This is a genomic window from Roseomonas gilardii, from assembly GCF_001941945.1.
Classification (GTDB): domain Bacteria; phylum Pseudomonadota; class Alphaproteobacteria; order Acetobacterales; family Acetobacteraceae; genus Roseomonas.
In genome coordinates this window covers 1,594,675-1,609,716 of the sequence record NZ_CP015583.1, presented here as the reverse complement: position 1 = coordinate 1,609,716, position 15,042 = coordinate 1,594,675, and the positions used below count along the sequence as shown (strand labels likewise).

At 69.9% G+C, this 15,042-nt stretch carries 11 protein-coding genes and 2 tRNA genes; 7 read left to right on the top strand and 6 right to left on the bottom strand.

The features are described 5' to 3' along the window. Positions 1-45: 45 nt before the first annotated feature. Positions 46-1,209 carry a fumarylacetoacetate hydrolase family protein gene (locus tag RGI145_RS07300; protein WP_075797835.1) on the top strand — a complete coding sequence of 388 codons (1,164 nt, stop codon included), beginning with the start codon at positions 46-48 and terminating at the stop codon, positions 1,207-1,209. Continuing rightward, entirely contained in the window at positions 1,206-1,970 is a 765-nt protein-coding gene (locus tag RGI145_RS07295) for an alpha/beta hydrolase (protein WP_075797834.1), read from the top strand. Before RGI145_RS07300 ends, RGI145_RS07295 begins: the two co-directional genes overlap by 4 nt. A gap of 3 nt (positions 1,971-1,973) precedes the next feature. Here the strand turns inward: RGI145_RS07295 and RGI145_RS07290 are convergent, their stop codons facing one another. Continuing rightward, a complete protein-coding gene (locus RGI145_RS07290) occupies positions 1,974-2,882 on the bottom strand; it encodes a Rossmann-fold NAD(P)-binding domain-containing protein (RefSeq protein ID WP_237183238.1) in 909 nt (302 codons plus the stop codon). Between the two features lie 124 nt (positions 2,883-3,006). Between RGI145_RS07290 and RGI145_RS07285 the strand changes: the two genes are divergently transcribed. Next, on the top strand, positions 3,007-3,843 hold the full coding sequence (locus RGI145_RS07285) for a tetratricopeptide repeat protein (RefSeq protein WP_075797833.1): 837 nt from the start codon (positions 3,007-3,009) through the stop codon (positions 3,841-3,843). A gap of 1 nt (position 3,844) precedes the next feature. Here RGI145_RS07285 and RGI145_RS07280 read toward each other — a convergent pair whose 3' ends face one another. The 5 genes from RGI145_RS07280 to RGI145_RS07260 all read right to left on the bottom strand — a co-directional run bounded on the left by RGI145_RS07280 (position 3,845) and on the right by RGI145_RS07260 (position 12,730). Further along, entirely contained in the window at positions 3,845-4,642 is a 798-nt protein-coding gene (locus RGI145_RS07280; protein WP_075797832.1) for an SDR family NAD(P)-dependent oxidoreductase, read from the bottom strand. Between the two features lie 112 nt (positions 4,643-4,754). Beyond that, positions 4,755-5,423 (bottom strand): FtsZ-binding protein FzlA, encoded by a 669-nt coding sequence (gene fzlA / locus RGI145_RS07275; protein ID WP_075799919.1) that lies wholly within the window; start codon positions 5,421-5,423, stop codon positions 4,755-4,757. 166 nt (positions 5,424-5,589) lie between these two features. Continuing rightward, positions 5,590-10,131 carry a glutamate synthase large subunit gene (gltB, locus tag RGI145_RS07270; protein WP_156878464.1) on the bottom strand — a complete coding sequence of 1,514 codons (4,542 nt, stop codon included), beginning with the start codon at positions 10,129-10,131 and terminating at the stop codon, positions 5,590-5,592. Positions 10,132-10,154: 23 nt separating this feature from the next. Beyond that, positions 10,155-11,594: an NAD(P)-dependent oxidoreductase gene (locus tag RGI145_RS07265; RefSeq protein WP_075797831.1), complete on the bottom strand. Its 1,440-nt coding sequence runs from the start codon at positions 11,592-11,594 to the stop codon at positions 10,155-10,157. 209 nt (positions 11,595-11,803) lie between these two features. Further along, a complete protein-coding gene (locus RGI145_RS07260) occupies positions 11,804-12,730 on the bottom strand; it encodes a complex I NDUFA9 subunit family protein (protein WP_075797830.1) in 927 nt (308 codons plus the stop codon). Between the two features lie 166 nt (positions 12,731-12,896). Here RGI145_RS07260 and RGI145_RS07255 point away from each other — a divergent pair. The 4 genes from RGI145_RS07255 (at position 12,897) to RGI145_RS07240 (ending at position 15,008) form a co-directional block, all read left to right on the top strand. Further along, positions 12,897-12,983: transfer RNA gene (locus tag RGI145_RS07255), tRNA-Leu, on the top strand. Positions 12,984-13,048: 65 nt separating this feature from the next. Then, a tRNA-Leu gene (locus tag RGI145_RS07250) sits at positions 13,049-13,135 on the top strand. Positions 13,136-13,278: 143 nt separating this feature from the next. Beyond that, the gene (locus tag RGI145_RS07245) at positions 13,279-13,932 is read left to right on the top strand and encodes a ribonuclease D (RefSeq protein WP_075797829.1); all 654 of its coding nucleotides are present in this window, start codon (positions 13,279-13,281) and stop codon (positions 13,930-13,932) included. A gap of 98 nt (positions 13,933-14,030) precedes the next feature. Beyond that, complete coding sequence (locus tag RGI145_RS07240; RefSeq protein ID WP_075799917.1) at positions 14,031-15,008, top strand: KpsF/GutQ family sugar-phosphate isomerase; 978 nt, start codon at positions 14,031-14,033, stop codon at positions 15,006-15,008. Positions 15,009-15,042: the final 34 nt, after the last annotated feature.

The following is a 15,042-nucleotide window of genomic DNA, read 5'->3' as shown; positions in this document are numbered from 1 at the left end:
CGCCCCGCCTCTACAGTCTTGAAAAGCCAAGAGAGGAACGCACCGATGCAGGCAGCCACCATGCAGGCGGCCCCCATGCGGGCAACCCTGCCGCAGGACTGGCGCGAGGGCCATTTCGCGCTGCGGCTCGACACGCCGGAGGGGCCGGTCGCCATCGCCCTGCGCCGGGGGCGGGCCTATGACATGACGCCCGCCTTCGGCACGGTCAGCGCCTGGCTGAACGAGGCCGACCCGCTGGCGGCGATCGAGGCGCGGGGCGAGCCCCTGGCGCTGGACCCGGAGGCGGCGCTGGCGGAGGGCCGCTTCCTCGCCCCGGTGGACCTGCAGGCGATCAAGGCCTGCGGCGTGACCTATGTGCGCTCCATGCTGGAACGGGTGATCGAGGAGCGCTGCCGCGGCGATGCCTCCCGCGCCGAGGCAGTGCGGGCCGAGGTGCGCGGCATCATCGGCGAGGATCTCGCCGCCCTGGTGCCGGGCAGCGAGGAGGCGATGCGGCTGAAGGAGGCCCTCGTCGCCAAGGGCTGGTGGAGCCAGTACCTGGAGGTCGGCATCGGGCCGGATGCCGAGGTCTTCACCAAGTGCCAGCCCATGGCGGCGGTCGGCCCCGCCGCGCCGATCGGCGTGCATCCCGCCTCCGCCTGGTCGAACCCGGAGCCGGAGGCGGTGCTCTGCGTCAACGCGCGGGGGGAGATCCTGGGCGCCACCCTGGGCAACGACGTGAACCTGCGTGACATCGAGGGGCGTTCGGCGCTGCTGCTCGGCCGTGCCAAGGACAACAACGCCGCCACGGCCCTCGGCCCGGCGGTGCGGCTCTTCGATGCCGGCTTCACGCTGGAGGATGTGCGCCGGGCGGAGATCGCGCTGCGAATCGAGGGGGAGGACGGCTTCGTCCTGGACGAGAGCGGGCAGGTCGGCTCGATCAGCCGCGACCCGGCCGATCTGGTGGCCCAGGCGGCCAATGCCCATCACCAGTACCCGGACGGGTTCGTGCTTTTCCTCGGCACGCCCTTCTCGCCCAGCAAGGACCGATCCACGCCCGGCGGTGGCTTCACCCATGCCGGGGGCGACAGGGTCCGCATCGCCTCCGGGCGTCTTGGCGCGTTGTGCAACCAAGTGGCGCGGACGGACGAGTGCCCGCCCTGGCGCTTCGGTGCCGGGGCCCTGTTCCGCTCCCTGGCCGCCCGTGGACTGCCAAGGACTGCATCATGATGGAAGAATTCGGCCGCCTCGACCGCGGCGACGGGGTGGAACTGGCCTGGGCCGCCTTGCAGGGCACGGGGCCGACGGTGGTCTTCCTCGGCGGCTACCACTCCGACATGGAGGGCACTAAGGCGCTCTACCTGCGCGAGCGCTGTTCCGAGCGTGGGCAGGCCTATCTGCGCCTGGACTATTCCGGCCATGGCAGCAGCGGCGGCCGCTTCGAGGACGGCACCATCAGCCAGTGGACCCGCGACGCCGCGGCGGTGATCGATGCCCGTGCCCCGGAGGAGCCGCTGATCCTGGTGGGTTCCTCCATGGGCGGCTGGATCGCGCTGCTGCTGGCCAGGCTGTGGGGCGAGGAGCGCGTGCACGGCGTGCTGGGCATCGCCGCCGCGCCCGATTTCACCGAGGCGCTGATCCCACAGGAGCTGACCGAGGAGGACCGCCTCGCCCTGGCCCGCGACGGCGTGACCTACCGCCCCTCCGACTATGGCGACCCGATGCCCTTCACCGCCGCGCTGCTGGAGGATGGGCGGAACAACCTGCTGCTGGGGCAACCCCTGGGCTACACCAACCCGGTGAAGCTCCTCCAGGGCATGGAGGATGCCGAGGTGCCCTGGCGGCATGCGCTGCGCATCGTGGAGACGGTGGAAAGCCCTGCCGTGTCGCTCACGCTGGTGAAGGATGGCGACCATCGCCTGTCGCGCCCGGGCGATCTTGCCCTGCTCTGGCGCAGCCTGAACGGCCTGCTCCGCCCGGAAGGGGCCTGAGCCTCACCCCTCCGGGTGGAGGCCCTGCTTCGCGGCGATCTGCCGCAGACCTTCCCTGTAGCTGGGATAGCGCCATTCCAGGCCGAGCGCCGCCTTGGTCCGCGCATTGGCCACGAGGCGATGCTCGGACCAGAAGGAGCGCGCCATGGGGGACATCCCCGCCCAGGCTTCATCGAAGGACAGGGCGGGCGGCGGCGGCAGGCCGAGCAGCCGCGCCGCTTCCTCGATGACCAGGGCCGGTTCGGCCGGTTCGTCATCCACCAGATGCAGCACGCGGGACACGGCCGCCCCGGGGCCGCCGGCATCCGCCGCAGCCATCACCGCCTGGGCGATATCGTCGCGATGGATGCGCCCGAAGGCGTGGCCCGGCCGGATCACCCGCCGCGCCTTCCCGGCCAGGACCTCGTCCAGCGCGCTGCGCCCGGGGCCGTAGATGCCGCCGGTGCGGAAGATGTCGAGCTGGGCATGGCCGGCCAGGGCGGCCTCCCAGGCCTGTTCCGCCTGAAGCCGCCGCAGGGAACGCGGCTGGCCCGGCGCGGGGGGGGTCGCCTCATCCACCCATGCGCCGCCCCGGTCACCGTAGACACCCGTGGTGGAGAGATAGCCCACCCAGCGCAGCCGCGCCTCCAGCCCGGCACGAAGCGCCGTGCCATGCCGCGCCAGCACCGGGTCGCCATCCTCCCCGGGCGGGGCGGTGACCACGAGATGCGTCGCGGCCACGATCGCCGGTCCGGCAGCCTCGAAGGGGATCGCTGGCACGGAGCCCGTTCCCGCCCCCTGCCCCGGCTGGCGATGCGTGCCCCGGACGGCGATACCCCGTGCCAGCGCCTCACGGGCGATGGCCTCGCCGGCATAGCCCAGGCCCAGGATCAGGAGATTCGGTGGAGCGTCGGATACCATCGGGAAGGCCATGTGGCGTGGCTCCCCGGTGCTGGCTAGGGCCGCCCTGCGCGCCTTTCCCGGCCCAGGGGCCGGGCGGCAGATTCACGCTTTCGGGCGATGCCGCCTTTCCGACATCTGCTCTAGAATGGGAGGGATGAGTCTGTCCCTCCGACCCGTGCTGATGGGCGCCTTTGCCGCCGCCCTCCTGGCCGCCCTGGCCGGAGGAGGCTGGCAGTTGCTGCGCCGCCCGCCCGTCCCGCTGACGGAGGAGGTGCTGCCACTGCCGCCCGAATCGCCGCGCCTGGACGACAGCCCGGAATATCTCCGCTGCCTGGACCAGATCCCGGACGATCCGCAGGGGGCGCTGGCCTTCGCCGAGGCCTGGCAGGACCGTGCAGGGACGAGCAACGGGTCGCGCCACTGCCAGGCCCTGGCCCTGCTGGCCCTGGGCGATGGCGAGAGGGCCGCTCCCCGGCTGGAGGCGCTGGCGGCGCAGACGGGGTTCAACAACACCGCCCGCGCCGTGCTCTACGGGCAGGCGGGGCAGGCCTGGATGGCCATCGGCGATGCCGGCCGTGCCTATGCCGCCACGACCCTGGGCCTAGCCCTGGCCCCGGACACTGCCGACCTGCTGGTGGACCGGGCCCTCGCCTCCGGCAGCCTCGGGCGCTACGCCGATTCCCTGGCCGATGCGACGCGGGCCACGGAGCTGGACCCGGACCGCCCCGATGCCTGGGTCTTCCGGGCCGCCGCCCTGCGCCATCTCGACCGGCCGCAGGAGGCTCTCCACGCCATCGACCGGGCGCTGACCATCGAGTCCGACAATGCCGAGGCGCTGCTGGAACGCGGCATCCTGCGCCAGTTGAACGGGGACCTGGACGGCGCGCGGGAGGACTGGGAGAGCGTGATCCAGTCCGCCCCGGAGAGCGCGGCCGCCGATCTGGCGCAGCAGAACCTGGCGCTCAGCGAGGCAGGTCCGAAGCGGCGTTAGCTCAGGTCGAGACCGTGGCGACCGAGCCGCCATCCACCCGGTAGTTGGCGCCGTTCACGAAGCTGGCGAGATTGGAGCAGAGGAAAGCGATGGTGGCCGCGACCTCCCCCGGCCTGCCACGGCGCGCGAGCTCCAGGGTCGGGCGTTCTTCCTTCAGGAAGCTCTGCACGGCCTCCTCGAAGGAGGTGCCGTTCTCCTTCGCCCGCTTCTCCATCATCGCGTCGGTCATCGGCGTCTCGATATAGGCGGGGGAGACGCTGTTCACGAGGACGCCCTGCTTCGCATAGGTCTTCGAGAGACCCTTGGTCAGGTTGAGGATCGCTGCCTTGGCCGCGCAATAGGGCAGTTCGTCGGCATAGGGCTGCACCGCATCCTCGGAGCCGATCAGCACCACCCGGCCCCAGCCCCGTTCGGCCATGGCGGGGATGAAGGCCCGGCAGATCCGCACCGCCGCCATGAAGTCCACCTCCAGCGCCAGGCGCCAGTCCTCGTCATCCAGTTCGTGGAAGATTCCGGTCGGGCCGGTGATGCCGGCGGCGTTCACCAGGATGTCCACGGCCCCGAATCGCTCCCACGCGCCCTTCGCCAGAGCTTCGACCTGATCCGGCTTCGTCAGGTCGGCGGCTATGGCGAGAACCTCGCCGGACAGCCCGGCCGCGGCTTTTTCCAGCGAGGTGGCGTCCTTATCGGAGAGCACGACCTTCGCTCCATCCCGGAGCAGGAAGCGCGCCGTTTCCAACCCGATGCCGGAATCGCCGCCGGTGACGACCGCGACACGGCCCTTGATCCCGAGTTCCATCGCTCCGTCGCCTTCCGCCTTGTGCGGAAGGCAAGACGCCCGGCGGCAGGGCGGGTTGCCCGCGCCGCACGCGGTGTCACGGGGTTTTCAGCGCCGGGCCGGGAGGCCGGGTTCAGAAATCCAGGTCGTCGTAATGTTCCGGCGGGGAGACGCCGCTGATCCGCTCGGCCAGGATCGGGCGGAAGGACGGGCGCGACTTGATGCGCGCGTACCAGTCCTTGGCGGCGTCGGACAGGGTCCAGTCCACGTCGCCGATATAGTCGAGCGCCGAGAGATGCGCCGCCGCCGCCAGGTCCGCCAGAGACAGGCTGCTGCCCGCCAGCCAGCTCCGCGTCTCGGCCAGCCAGCCGAGATATTCCAGATGGCCCTTGATGTTGGCATAGCCGGCGCGCAGGGCGGGGCCATCCGGATTGCCCCGTTGAAGCATGCGCTTGAACTGCTTCTCGTAGAGCAGGTTGCGCGTCACCTCGTCGTTGAACTTGCCGTCGAACCAGGCCACCAGCCGTCGCACCTCGGCCCGCTCGGCATGGGTGCGGCCGAGCAGCGGGTTCTCGGGATAGGCCTCGTCCAGATATTCGCAGACCACATAGGAGTCCGCGAGGACCAGCCCGTTCTCCTCCTCCAGCACCGGCACCATTCCGGCGGGGTTGAGGTCGAGGAATTCCGGCCGGCGCTCCCAGACGCGCTCCAGCCGCAGCTCGAAGGGAATCCGCTTCTCCGCCAGGGCCAGTCGGACCTTGCGGCAATGGGGCGAGAGGGGAAGGTGATACAGGACGCGCACGACGCAGCCATTACGGCAGGAGAGCGGCGGCGCCAACCGTCTAAACCGAGTTTTGCGGTGGTTGATTCACGCGGACATCCGGGCCGCGACCAGGGCATGAAGGCGGCATGACGGGGCGGACATGATCCGCCCCGCCAGGACTTTCCGGGATCGCGGTTCCGGTGGCCTATTCGGCTGCCGCCGCCACCTCCCGCATCGGGCGCGAGAGCAGCTTCGCGTAATCCTTCGGCACGATGTGCCAGAAGGCGTTCCGCTCCACCGCCCAGTCGTTCAGCAGCCGGGCCGCGAGGCGCGAGCCGGTCTCCTTGGCATGGCGCGCGATGGTCTCGCGCAGCACGCCCTCCCAGTGCGCCGACTCCAGCCGGCCCCAGAGCAGCGTCTCGGGGTTCAGGCGACGCTCGAAGGTGGCGTCCGCGTCCCAGACGAAGGCCATGCCGCCGGTGAAGCCCGCGCCGAAATTGTCGCCCACGGGCCCCAGGATCACCACCGTGCCGCCGGTCATGTACTCGCAGCCATTGGCGCCAACGCCCTCCACCACCGCGGTGGCGCCGGAGTTGCGCACGGCGAAGCGTTCGCCCGCCTGTCCGGCGGCATAGAGCTCGCCCGCCGTGGCGCCGTAGAGGCAGGTGTTCCCGACGATGCTGTTCTCGTGCCAGACGAGGTTCACGTTGTTGCCCGGCCGCACCACGATCGAGCCGCCCGAAAGGCCCTTGCCGACATAGTCGTTGGCATCGCCCCGCACCTCCAGCTTCAGCCCCTGCACCGCGAAGGCGCCGAGCGACTGGCCCGCCGAGCCGCGCAGGCGGACCGTCAGGTGCCCCGGCTGCAGCCCGGTCATGCCGAACTGCCGCACGATGTGCGAGGAGGTCTTGGTGCCGATGGCGCGATGCGTGTTCCGGATGTTGTACTGGAGCTGCATCTTCTCGCCCCGGCCGAAGAGCGGTGCCGCGTCGCGGATCATGTCCGCGTCCAGCGTCTCCGGCACCTCGTTGCGGCCCTCGATGGTGCAGTAGGGCTTCTCGCCGCCGGAATCCGCCTTCACCAGCAGCGGGTTCAGGTCGAGATCGTCGAGGTCCTCGGCACCGCGCGAGACCTGCTTCAGCAGGTCGGTGCGGCCGATCACCTCCTCCAGCTTGCGGAAGCCGAGCGAGGCGAGGATCTCACGCACCTCCTCCGCGATGAAGGAGAAGAGGTTGATGACCTTCTCCGGCGTGCCGGTGAACTTCTCCCGCAGCGCCTCGTCCTGCGTGCAGACGCCGACCGGGCAGGTGTTGCTGTGGCACTGCCGCACCATGATGCAGCCCATGGCCACGAGGCTCGCCGTGCCGATGCCGAATTCCTCGGCGCCCAGCATGGCGGCCATCACCACGTCGCGCCCGGTCTTGAGCCCGCCATCGGTGCGCAGCTTCACCCGGTGGCGAAGCCGGTTGAGCTGGAGCACCTGGTGCGTCTCGGTCAGCCCCATCTCCCAGGGCAGGCCGGCATACTTGATCGAGGTGACCGGCGAGGCGCCGGTGCCGCCGGAATGGCCGGAGACCAGGATCGCATCGGCCTTGGCCTTGGCCACGCCCGCCGCGATCGTGCCGATGCCCGAGCGCGCCACCAGCTTCACGCAGACCGAGGCGTCCGGGTTGATCTGCTTCAGGTCGTAGATGAGCTGCGCCAGATCCTCGATCGAGTAGATGTCGTGGTGCGGCGGCGGGGAGATCAGCGTCACGCCCGGCGTGGAATGCCGCAGCTTGCCGATCAGCTCCGTCACCTTGAAGCCCGGAAGCTGCCCGCCCTCGCCGGGCTTGGCGCCCTGGGCCACCTTGATCTCGATCTCGCGGCAGTTGTTCAGGTATTCCGCCGTGACGCCGAAGCGCCCGGAGGCCACCTGCTTGATCGCCGAGGAGGCGTTGTCGCCATTGGCGCGCGGCCGGGCGCGGGACGCATCCTCGCCGCCCTCCCCGCTGTCGGAGCGTGCCCCGATGCGGTTCATGGCGATGGAGAGCGTCTCATGCGCCTCCAGGCTCAGCGCACCGAGCGAGATGCCGGGCGCCAGCAGGCGCTTGCGGATCTCGGTGACGCTCTCGACCTCCTCCAGCGCGATCGGCTTCGCGACCTCGGTGCGGAAGTCCAGCAGGTCGCGCAGGGCCACGGGAGGCAGGCGCCGCACCGCCTCGCTGTAGCGCTTGAAGGTCTGGTAGTTCTCCGTGTCCACCGCCTTCTGCAGCGTGTGGATCAGGGAGCCGTCGAAGGCATGGGCCTCGCCCCGGCGGCGCAGCTTGTAGAGGCCGCCCACCGGCAGCGTCACCGCATCGGCGTTCCAGGCGGTCTTGTGCAGGGCCAGGATGCGCCGGGCGATGCCGGAGAGGCCGATGCCCGAGATGCGCGACTGCATGCCGGGGAAGAATTCCGCCACCAGCGAGCGCGACAGGCCGATGGCCTCGAAGTTCATGCCGCCGCGATAGGAGGAGAGCACGCCGATGCCCATCTTGGACATGATCTTCAGCAGGCCCTTGTCCACCGCCTTGCGGTAGCGCGCCACGCAGTCCGTCAGGCTCATCTCGCCCAGCAGGCCGCGGCGGTGCCGGTCGGCGATGCTGTCCTGCGCCAGATAGGCGTTCACCGTGGTGGCGCCGGCGCCGATCAGCACGGCGAAGTTGTGCACGTCCACGCATTCCGCGGAACGGATGTTGAGCGAGCAGAAGGTCCGCAGCGAGTTGCGCACCAGATGCGTGTGCACCGCGCCGACCGCCAGGATCATCGGGATCACGCAGCGCTCGGGCCCCTGGGCCTCGTCGGTCAGGATCACATGGGCGCAGCCGGAGCGCACGCCCTCCTCCGCCTCCCGCCGGATGCGGTCGATGGCATGGCGGAGGCCCGCCTCCCCCTCCGCCGCCGGGAAGGTGCAGTCCACCGAGGTGGCGCTGGTGCCCATATAGGCCCGCATCGCGTCGAACTCGGCATTGGACAGCACGGGGCTGTCCAGCATCAGCATGTCGAGCTGGGTCGGGTCCTCGTCGAGGATGTTGCCCAGGTTGCCGAGGCGCGTCTTGATCGTCATCACCCGCGTCTCGCGCAGGCTGTCGATCGGCGGGTTGGTGACCTGCGAGAAGGTCTGGCGGAAGTAGTGGTGCAGGCCGCGATACTGCTGCGACAGCACCGCCACGGGCGTGTCGTCGCCCATGGAGCCGATCGCCTCGGCGGCATCCTCCACCATCGGGTGCAGGATCTGCTCCAGCTCCTCCAGCGTGTAGCCGACCGAGAGCTGGCGGCGGCGCAGCGCCTCCACCGGCGGGGCCTCGGGCTCATGCTGGTCGGCGCGCACGATGCCGTCGATGCGCGTGGTGCGGTGGACCCAGTCGCCATAGGGCTTGCGGGCGGCCAGCATGTCCTTCAACTCGGCATCGCTGAAGAAGCGCGCATGGTCGAGATCGACGCCGATGCACTGGCCCGGGCCGACGCGGCCCTTCGCCATCACCTGGTCGTCGGGGATCTTCACCATGCCCGTCTCCGAGCCGACGAAGAGCAGCTTGTTCGCCGTGACCGTGTAGCGCAGCGGGCGCAGCCCGTTCCGGTCCAGCCCGGCCACCACCCAGCGCCCGTCCGTGCCGCAGACCGCGGCCGGCCCGTCCCAGGGCTCCATCACCGCGTTGCAGTACAGGAAGAGGTCGCGATGCGCCTCCGGCATGGTGGCGTTGCTGCTGACGCTTTCGGGGATCAGCATGGACTTCACCATCGGCGCGTCGCGCCCGGCCCGGACCAGCAGCTCGAAGACGTTGTCGAGCGTCGCCGTGTCGGAGCCGCCGGCCTGCACGACCGGCTTGATGTCCTCCATGTACGGGTCGAGCAGCGGATGGGCGAGCCGCGTCTCGTGGCTCTTCATCCAGTTGATGTTGCCGTGGACGGTGTTGATCTCGCCGTTATGCGCGATCATGCGGAAGGGCTGCGCCAGCCGCCAGGTCGGGAAGGTGTTGGTGGAGTAGCGCTGGTGGAAGATGGCGAAGCGCGAGACGAAGCGCTCGTCCAGCAGGTCCGGATAGAACTGCGTCAGGCTCTCCGCCAGGAACATGCCCTTGTAGATCAGCGAGCGGCAGGAGAGCGAGCAGAGGTACAGCTCCGGCACCTGCGCGGCGATGGCCTGCTTCTCGATGCGGCGGCGGATCACGTAGAGGTCGCGCTCCATCAGCGCGGGCTCGCGGTTCTCCGGGTCCCAGATCAGGATCTGCTCGATCTCGGGGCGCGTCGCATTGGCCTTCTCGCCGATGCAGGAGACGTCGATCGGCACCTGCCGCCAGCCATAGATGTTGTAGCCGGCGTTGAGGATCTCGACCTCGACGATCTGGCGGCAGCGCTCCTGCGCGCCGAAATCGGTCTTGGGCAGGAAGATCATGCCGACGCCGATGGGGCCCGGGCGCAGCCGGTCGCCGCCGCGCTCTACCGCCTCGGCGAAGAAGTCCTGCGGGATCTCGATATGGATGCCGGCGCCGTCGCCGGTCTTGCCGTCCGCATCCACCGCGCCGCGGTGCCAGACGGCGCGCAGCGCGTCGATGCCGGCCTGCACCACCTCCCGCCGCGCCACGCCGTCCAGGGCGGCGACCATGCCGACGCCGCAGGCGTCGTGCTCGGTGACATCGACATGCGCCTCCTGCGTCAGGCGCGCGGCCTCCAGCGGATAGGCGGCGGCGAAGGCGGAGCCGCTCTCGATCATCTTCTCGCTCATCGTCCTGATCCCTTCCCCGCCCCTCACTCCGCCGCCTGGGCGACGGCCGACTGCTTCTCGTGCCAGTGCTCGATCCGGTCGGCCGCGTCGCGCCCGTCGCGGATGCCCCAGACCACCAGGCTGGCGCCGCGCACGATGTCGCCCGCGGCGAAGACGCCGGGGATGCTGGTCATCATCGTGCGGTGGTCCACCTGCAGCGTGCCCCAGCGGGAGACGCGCAGCCCGGGCTCGCCGAACATCTCCGGCAGGTCCTCCGGGTCGAAGCCCAGCGCCTTGATCACCAGGTCCGCCGGCTCGGTGTACTCGCTGCCGGGAATGGGCTCGACCTGCTGGCGGCCGGTGGCCTCGGGCAGGCCCAGATGCATCCGCACCGCCTGCACGCCGGTCACCTTGCCGGCCTCGCCCATGAAGAACTTCGGCGCGGCGAGCCAGGAGAAGCGGACGCCTTCCTCCTCGGCATTCTTCACCTCGCGCATCGAGCCCGGCATGTTCGCCTTGTCGCGGCGGTAGAGGCAGGTGACCGAGGCCGCGCCCTGGCGGATCGAGGTGCGCACGCAGTCCATGGCGGTGTCGCCGCCGCCGATCACCACCACCCGCTTGCCGGCGGCGTTCAGCGCGCCGCTGTCGAAATCCGGCACCGCATCGCCCAGCCCCTGGCGGTTGGAGGCGATCAGGAAGTCCAGGGCCGGGACGACGCCGTCGAGGTCGTTGCCGGGCACCTCCACGTCGCGCGCCCGGTACACGCCGGTGGCGATCAGGATGGCGTCATGGCGCTCGCGCAGCTCCGCCAGGGAGGCGTCGCGGCCGATCTCGAAGCCCAGCTCGAAGCGGATGCCGGCCTCCTCGAACAGCTTCCAGCGGCGGAGGATGACCTCCTTCTCCAGCTTGAAGTTCGGGATGCCATAGATCATCAGCCCGCCGACCCGGTCGTGACGGTCATAGACCGTGACCTGCCAGCCGCGGCGGCGCATCCGCTCGGCGGCAGCCAGGCCGGCCGGGCCGGCGCCGACGATGCCGACCGAGCGCTCCGTCTCCCGCACCGGCACGGGCGGCTTCACCCAGCCCTTCTCCCAGGCGGTGTCGGTGATGTAGCGCTCCACCGCCCCGATCGTGACGGATTCGAAGCCCTTCTCGATGACGCAGTTGCCCTCGCAGAGCCGGTCCTGCGGGCAGACGCGGCCGCAGACCTCGGGAAAGGTGTTGGTGGCGGCGGAAACCTCGTAGGCCTCCTCCAGCCGGTTCTCCGCCGTCAGCTTCAGCCAGTCGGGGATGTTGTTGTTCAGCGGGCAGTGCACGGAACAGAAGGGCACGCCGCACTGGGAGCAGCGGCTGGATTGCTGCGCGGCGCGCTCGGGCTCGAAATCCGCGTAGATCTCGCCGAAATCCCGGCGTCGCTCGGCGGCATCGCGCTTCTCGGGCTGCCTTTGCTGCAGGCGCACGAACTGGAGCATGCGTTCGGCCATCGTTGATCCCTCTGCAAGCGGCCGGGCGTCGGACCGGATCATTAAAGGAGGTTTGGCAAGCCTATCGCACGCTCCTCGCGTCATTGCGAGTGCAAAAAAGCCCGTTAAGTCAGTATAACTGACATAAATATCATGGTTATTTGTTGAAAATGATTATCAATCTCTTTAAGGGCTGCTATTTAAGGCCGATACGGACCTTTACGGCGAAATCAACCTCGGTTGCGGTAACGGGTGAGGTAGGAGGGCAGGATGGCTTCCAGTGGATGCGGGGTCACCCCCAGCTCCCCCAGACCGGGATAATGGCCCGACACGACGTTATCGTGCCGCAACATAAGCAACTGGTCCTCCGTGAGAGGAGGATTGGGCAGCACGCCCAGGAGCTTCGCCTGCAGCTTCGCGATCCCGGCCGGGATCTCCACGACCCGGCGGCGGCGGCCCAGCATTTCCAGCATCTGCTCCATCAGGGCCTGGAAGCTGGCCACGCGCGGGCCACCGAGCTCGTAGGTCTGTCCCGGCGCGTCGGGGCGCATCGCTGCCGCCTCGACGGCCGCCGCCACATCCCCGACATAGACAGGCTGGAACCGCGTCCGTGCGCCCACGATGGGGAGGACGGGCAGCAGCCGGCTCATCGCGGCGAAGCGGTTGAAGAAGGCATCCTCCGCTCCGAAGACGATCGAGGGCCGCAGGATCGTCGCCCGCGGAAAAGCCGCCCGCACCGCCGCCTCTCCTTCCGCCTTGGAGCGGGCATAGGCGCTGGCGCTGTTGGGGTCGGCACCGATGGCCGAGACATGCACCAGCCGCGACACGCCCGCCGCCGCGCTCAGCCGCGCGATCCGCCCGGCCGCCTCCGCATGCACGCGCCGGAAGTCGCCGGCCCTGCGCTCCGCCAGGATGCCGATCAGGTTCACCACCACCTCGGCTCCCGCGATGGCGCGTGCCACGGCCGCCTCGTCGGCAAGCGCGGCCGCCAGGGGCACGATCTGCCCCACCCGGCCCTGCACCATCTGCCGCCGGGCGCGATCGGGATGCCGGCTGGGAATCCGCACCACATAGTCGAGCTGCGCGAGGCGCTGGACGACATGCCGTCCGATGAAACCCGCCCCGCCGAACACCGTGGCCACCTGTCGCGTCGTCATGCCGGATTCCTTCCCGTTTGCGTTCCCTCAGAGAGATGGAACGCTCCCGGTGGCGGCAAGGACGGGCCAGGCGCGGCGGTCTTCGCGCGGGTGTCGAAAGCATCGCCACCCCCGCTTGACGGCATGGTCACGGGACCGTAAGAGCGGCGCCACACCGCACCGAATTGCCCAGGTGGCGGAATTGGTAGACGCGCTGGCTTCAGGTGCCAGTGACCGCAAGGTCGTGAAGGTTCGAGTCCTTTCCTGGGCACCATGGTTGCTGACCCGCCGGATCGCAGATCCGTTTCCGGCGTTGGACTGACAGGATCGAAGTCACCGGCCCAGGTGGCGGAATTGGTAGACGCGCTGGCTTCAGGTGCCAGTGACCGCAAGGTCGTGAAGGTTCGAGTCCTTTCCTGGGCACCACGTCTCCTGCCCGATCCCCCCCGATATCCATGATGCGGCGACACCCGGGCGCGGATGCTTTCCCTCGCCAGGAGCCGGCTCTTCCTCCAGGCTGCCGGACCGACGCGCCGGCCGGAACCAGACCGCCGCCGAGGCCCGCATCCATGGGAAGCACCATCTTCATGTCCGACCGCCGGATCCACCTGCACCGGCACGACCTGCCGCCCGACCTTGATCTCGGGCCCGTGGTGGCCGTGGATACCGAGACGATGGGCCTCGATCCCCGCCGCGACCGCCTGTGCCTCGTGCAGCTCTCCGCCGGGGACGGATCGGCCCATTGCGTGCAGATCGTCCCGGAAGCCCTGGGCGGCCGGGGTGGGGACTGCCCCAATCTGCGCGCCCTGCTGGCCGACCCGGCGCGGATCAAGCTGTTCCACTTCGCCCGCTTCGATGTCGCCATCCTCCAGGCCGCGCTGGGGGTGGAGGTGGCGCCGGTGCGCTGCACCAAGATCGCCTCCCGCCTCGTCCGTACCTTCACCGACCGCCACGGGCTCAAGGAGCTGTGCCGGGAACTGCTGGGGGTGGAGATCTCGAAGCAGCAGCAATCCAGCGACTGGGGGGGGGCGGAACTGAGCTCGGAGCAGTTGCAGTACGCTGCCTCGGATGTGCTGTACCTGCACGCCTTGTGGGCGCGGCTGGAGGCCCTGCTGATCCGCGAGGGGCGCCTGGAACTGGCGGAGGCATGCTTCCGCTTCCTGCCCACCCGTGGGCGGCTGGACCTGATGGGCTATGCGGAGCCCGATATCTTCGCGCATTGAGCCCCGGCGTCCAGAGCGGCGGCAACGGCTGGCACGATTCTTGATGCGGAAAGTGACTCCGCGTTGACCGCTTGGCCCCGGCGCACCATAACGGGCCGGTGAACGCCTCTTTCCAAGATCCGGACCTCGCCGCGGGACGCCGCGTGCTGGAGATCGAGGCGGCGGGCCTTTCCGCCCTCGCCTCGTCGCTCGACCAACGTTTCCGCGATGCCGTCGCCCTGCTCGCCCGGACCACCGGGCGGGTCGTGGTGACGGGCATGGGCAAGTCCGGCCATGTCGGGCGCAAGATCGCCGCGACCTTCGCCTCCACCGGCACGCCCAGCCAGTTCGTGCATCCCGGCGAGGCCTCGCACGGGGATCTCGGCATGATCGTGGCCGGGGATTCGGTGCTCGCCATCTCCAATGGCGGCGAGACGGCCGAGCTGTCCGACGTGCTGGCCCATAGCCGCCGCTTCGACCTGCCGCTGATCGCCATCACCGGCCGGGGCGGGAGCACCCTGGCCCGGACCGCCGATGTCGCGCTGGTCCTTCCCGAGGTGCCGGAGGCCTGCCCGCTCGGCCTCGCCCCCACCACCTCCACCACGCTGCAGCTCGCCCTGGGCGATGCGCTCGCTGTGGCGCTGCTGGAACGGCGCGGCTTCACCGCCGCCGATTTCCGCGTCTTCCACCCGGGCGGCAAGCTGGGCGCCCAGCTTCGCCGGGTGCGCGACGTGATGCACCGCGACATGCCGCTGGCCCCGCCCGGCCTGCCGATGCGGCAGGCGCTGGTGGACATGACCGCCAAGCGATTCGGCTGCCTGGGCATCGTCGAGGACGGGCGGCTGGTCGGGATCATCACCGATGGCGACCTGCGCCGTGCCCTGGATGACGAGGCCAGCCCGGGCGACCTGCTGAACCGCCCCGCCGCCGAGGTGATGACCCGTGGCCCACGCACCATCGGCCCGGACGCGCTGGCGGCCGAGGCACTGCGCATCATGAACGAGCGCAGCATCACCAGCCTCTTCGTGGTGGAGCCGGATGGCAGCCCCGGTGGCATCCTGCATATCCACGACCTGCTGCGGCTGGGGGTCGCTTGAGCGGCGCCGCCGGAAAGCCCCAGCCCCCGCCGGC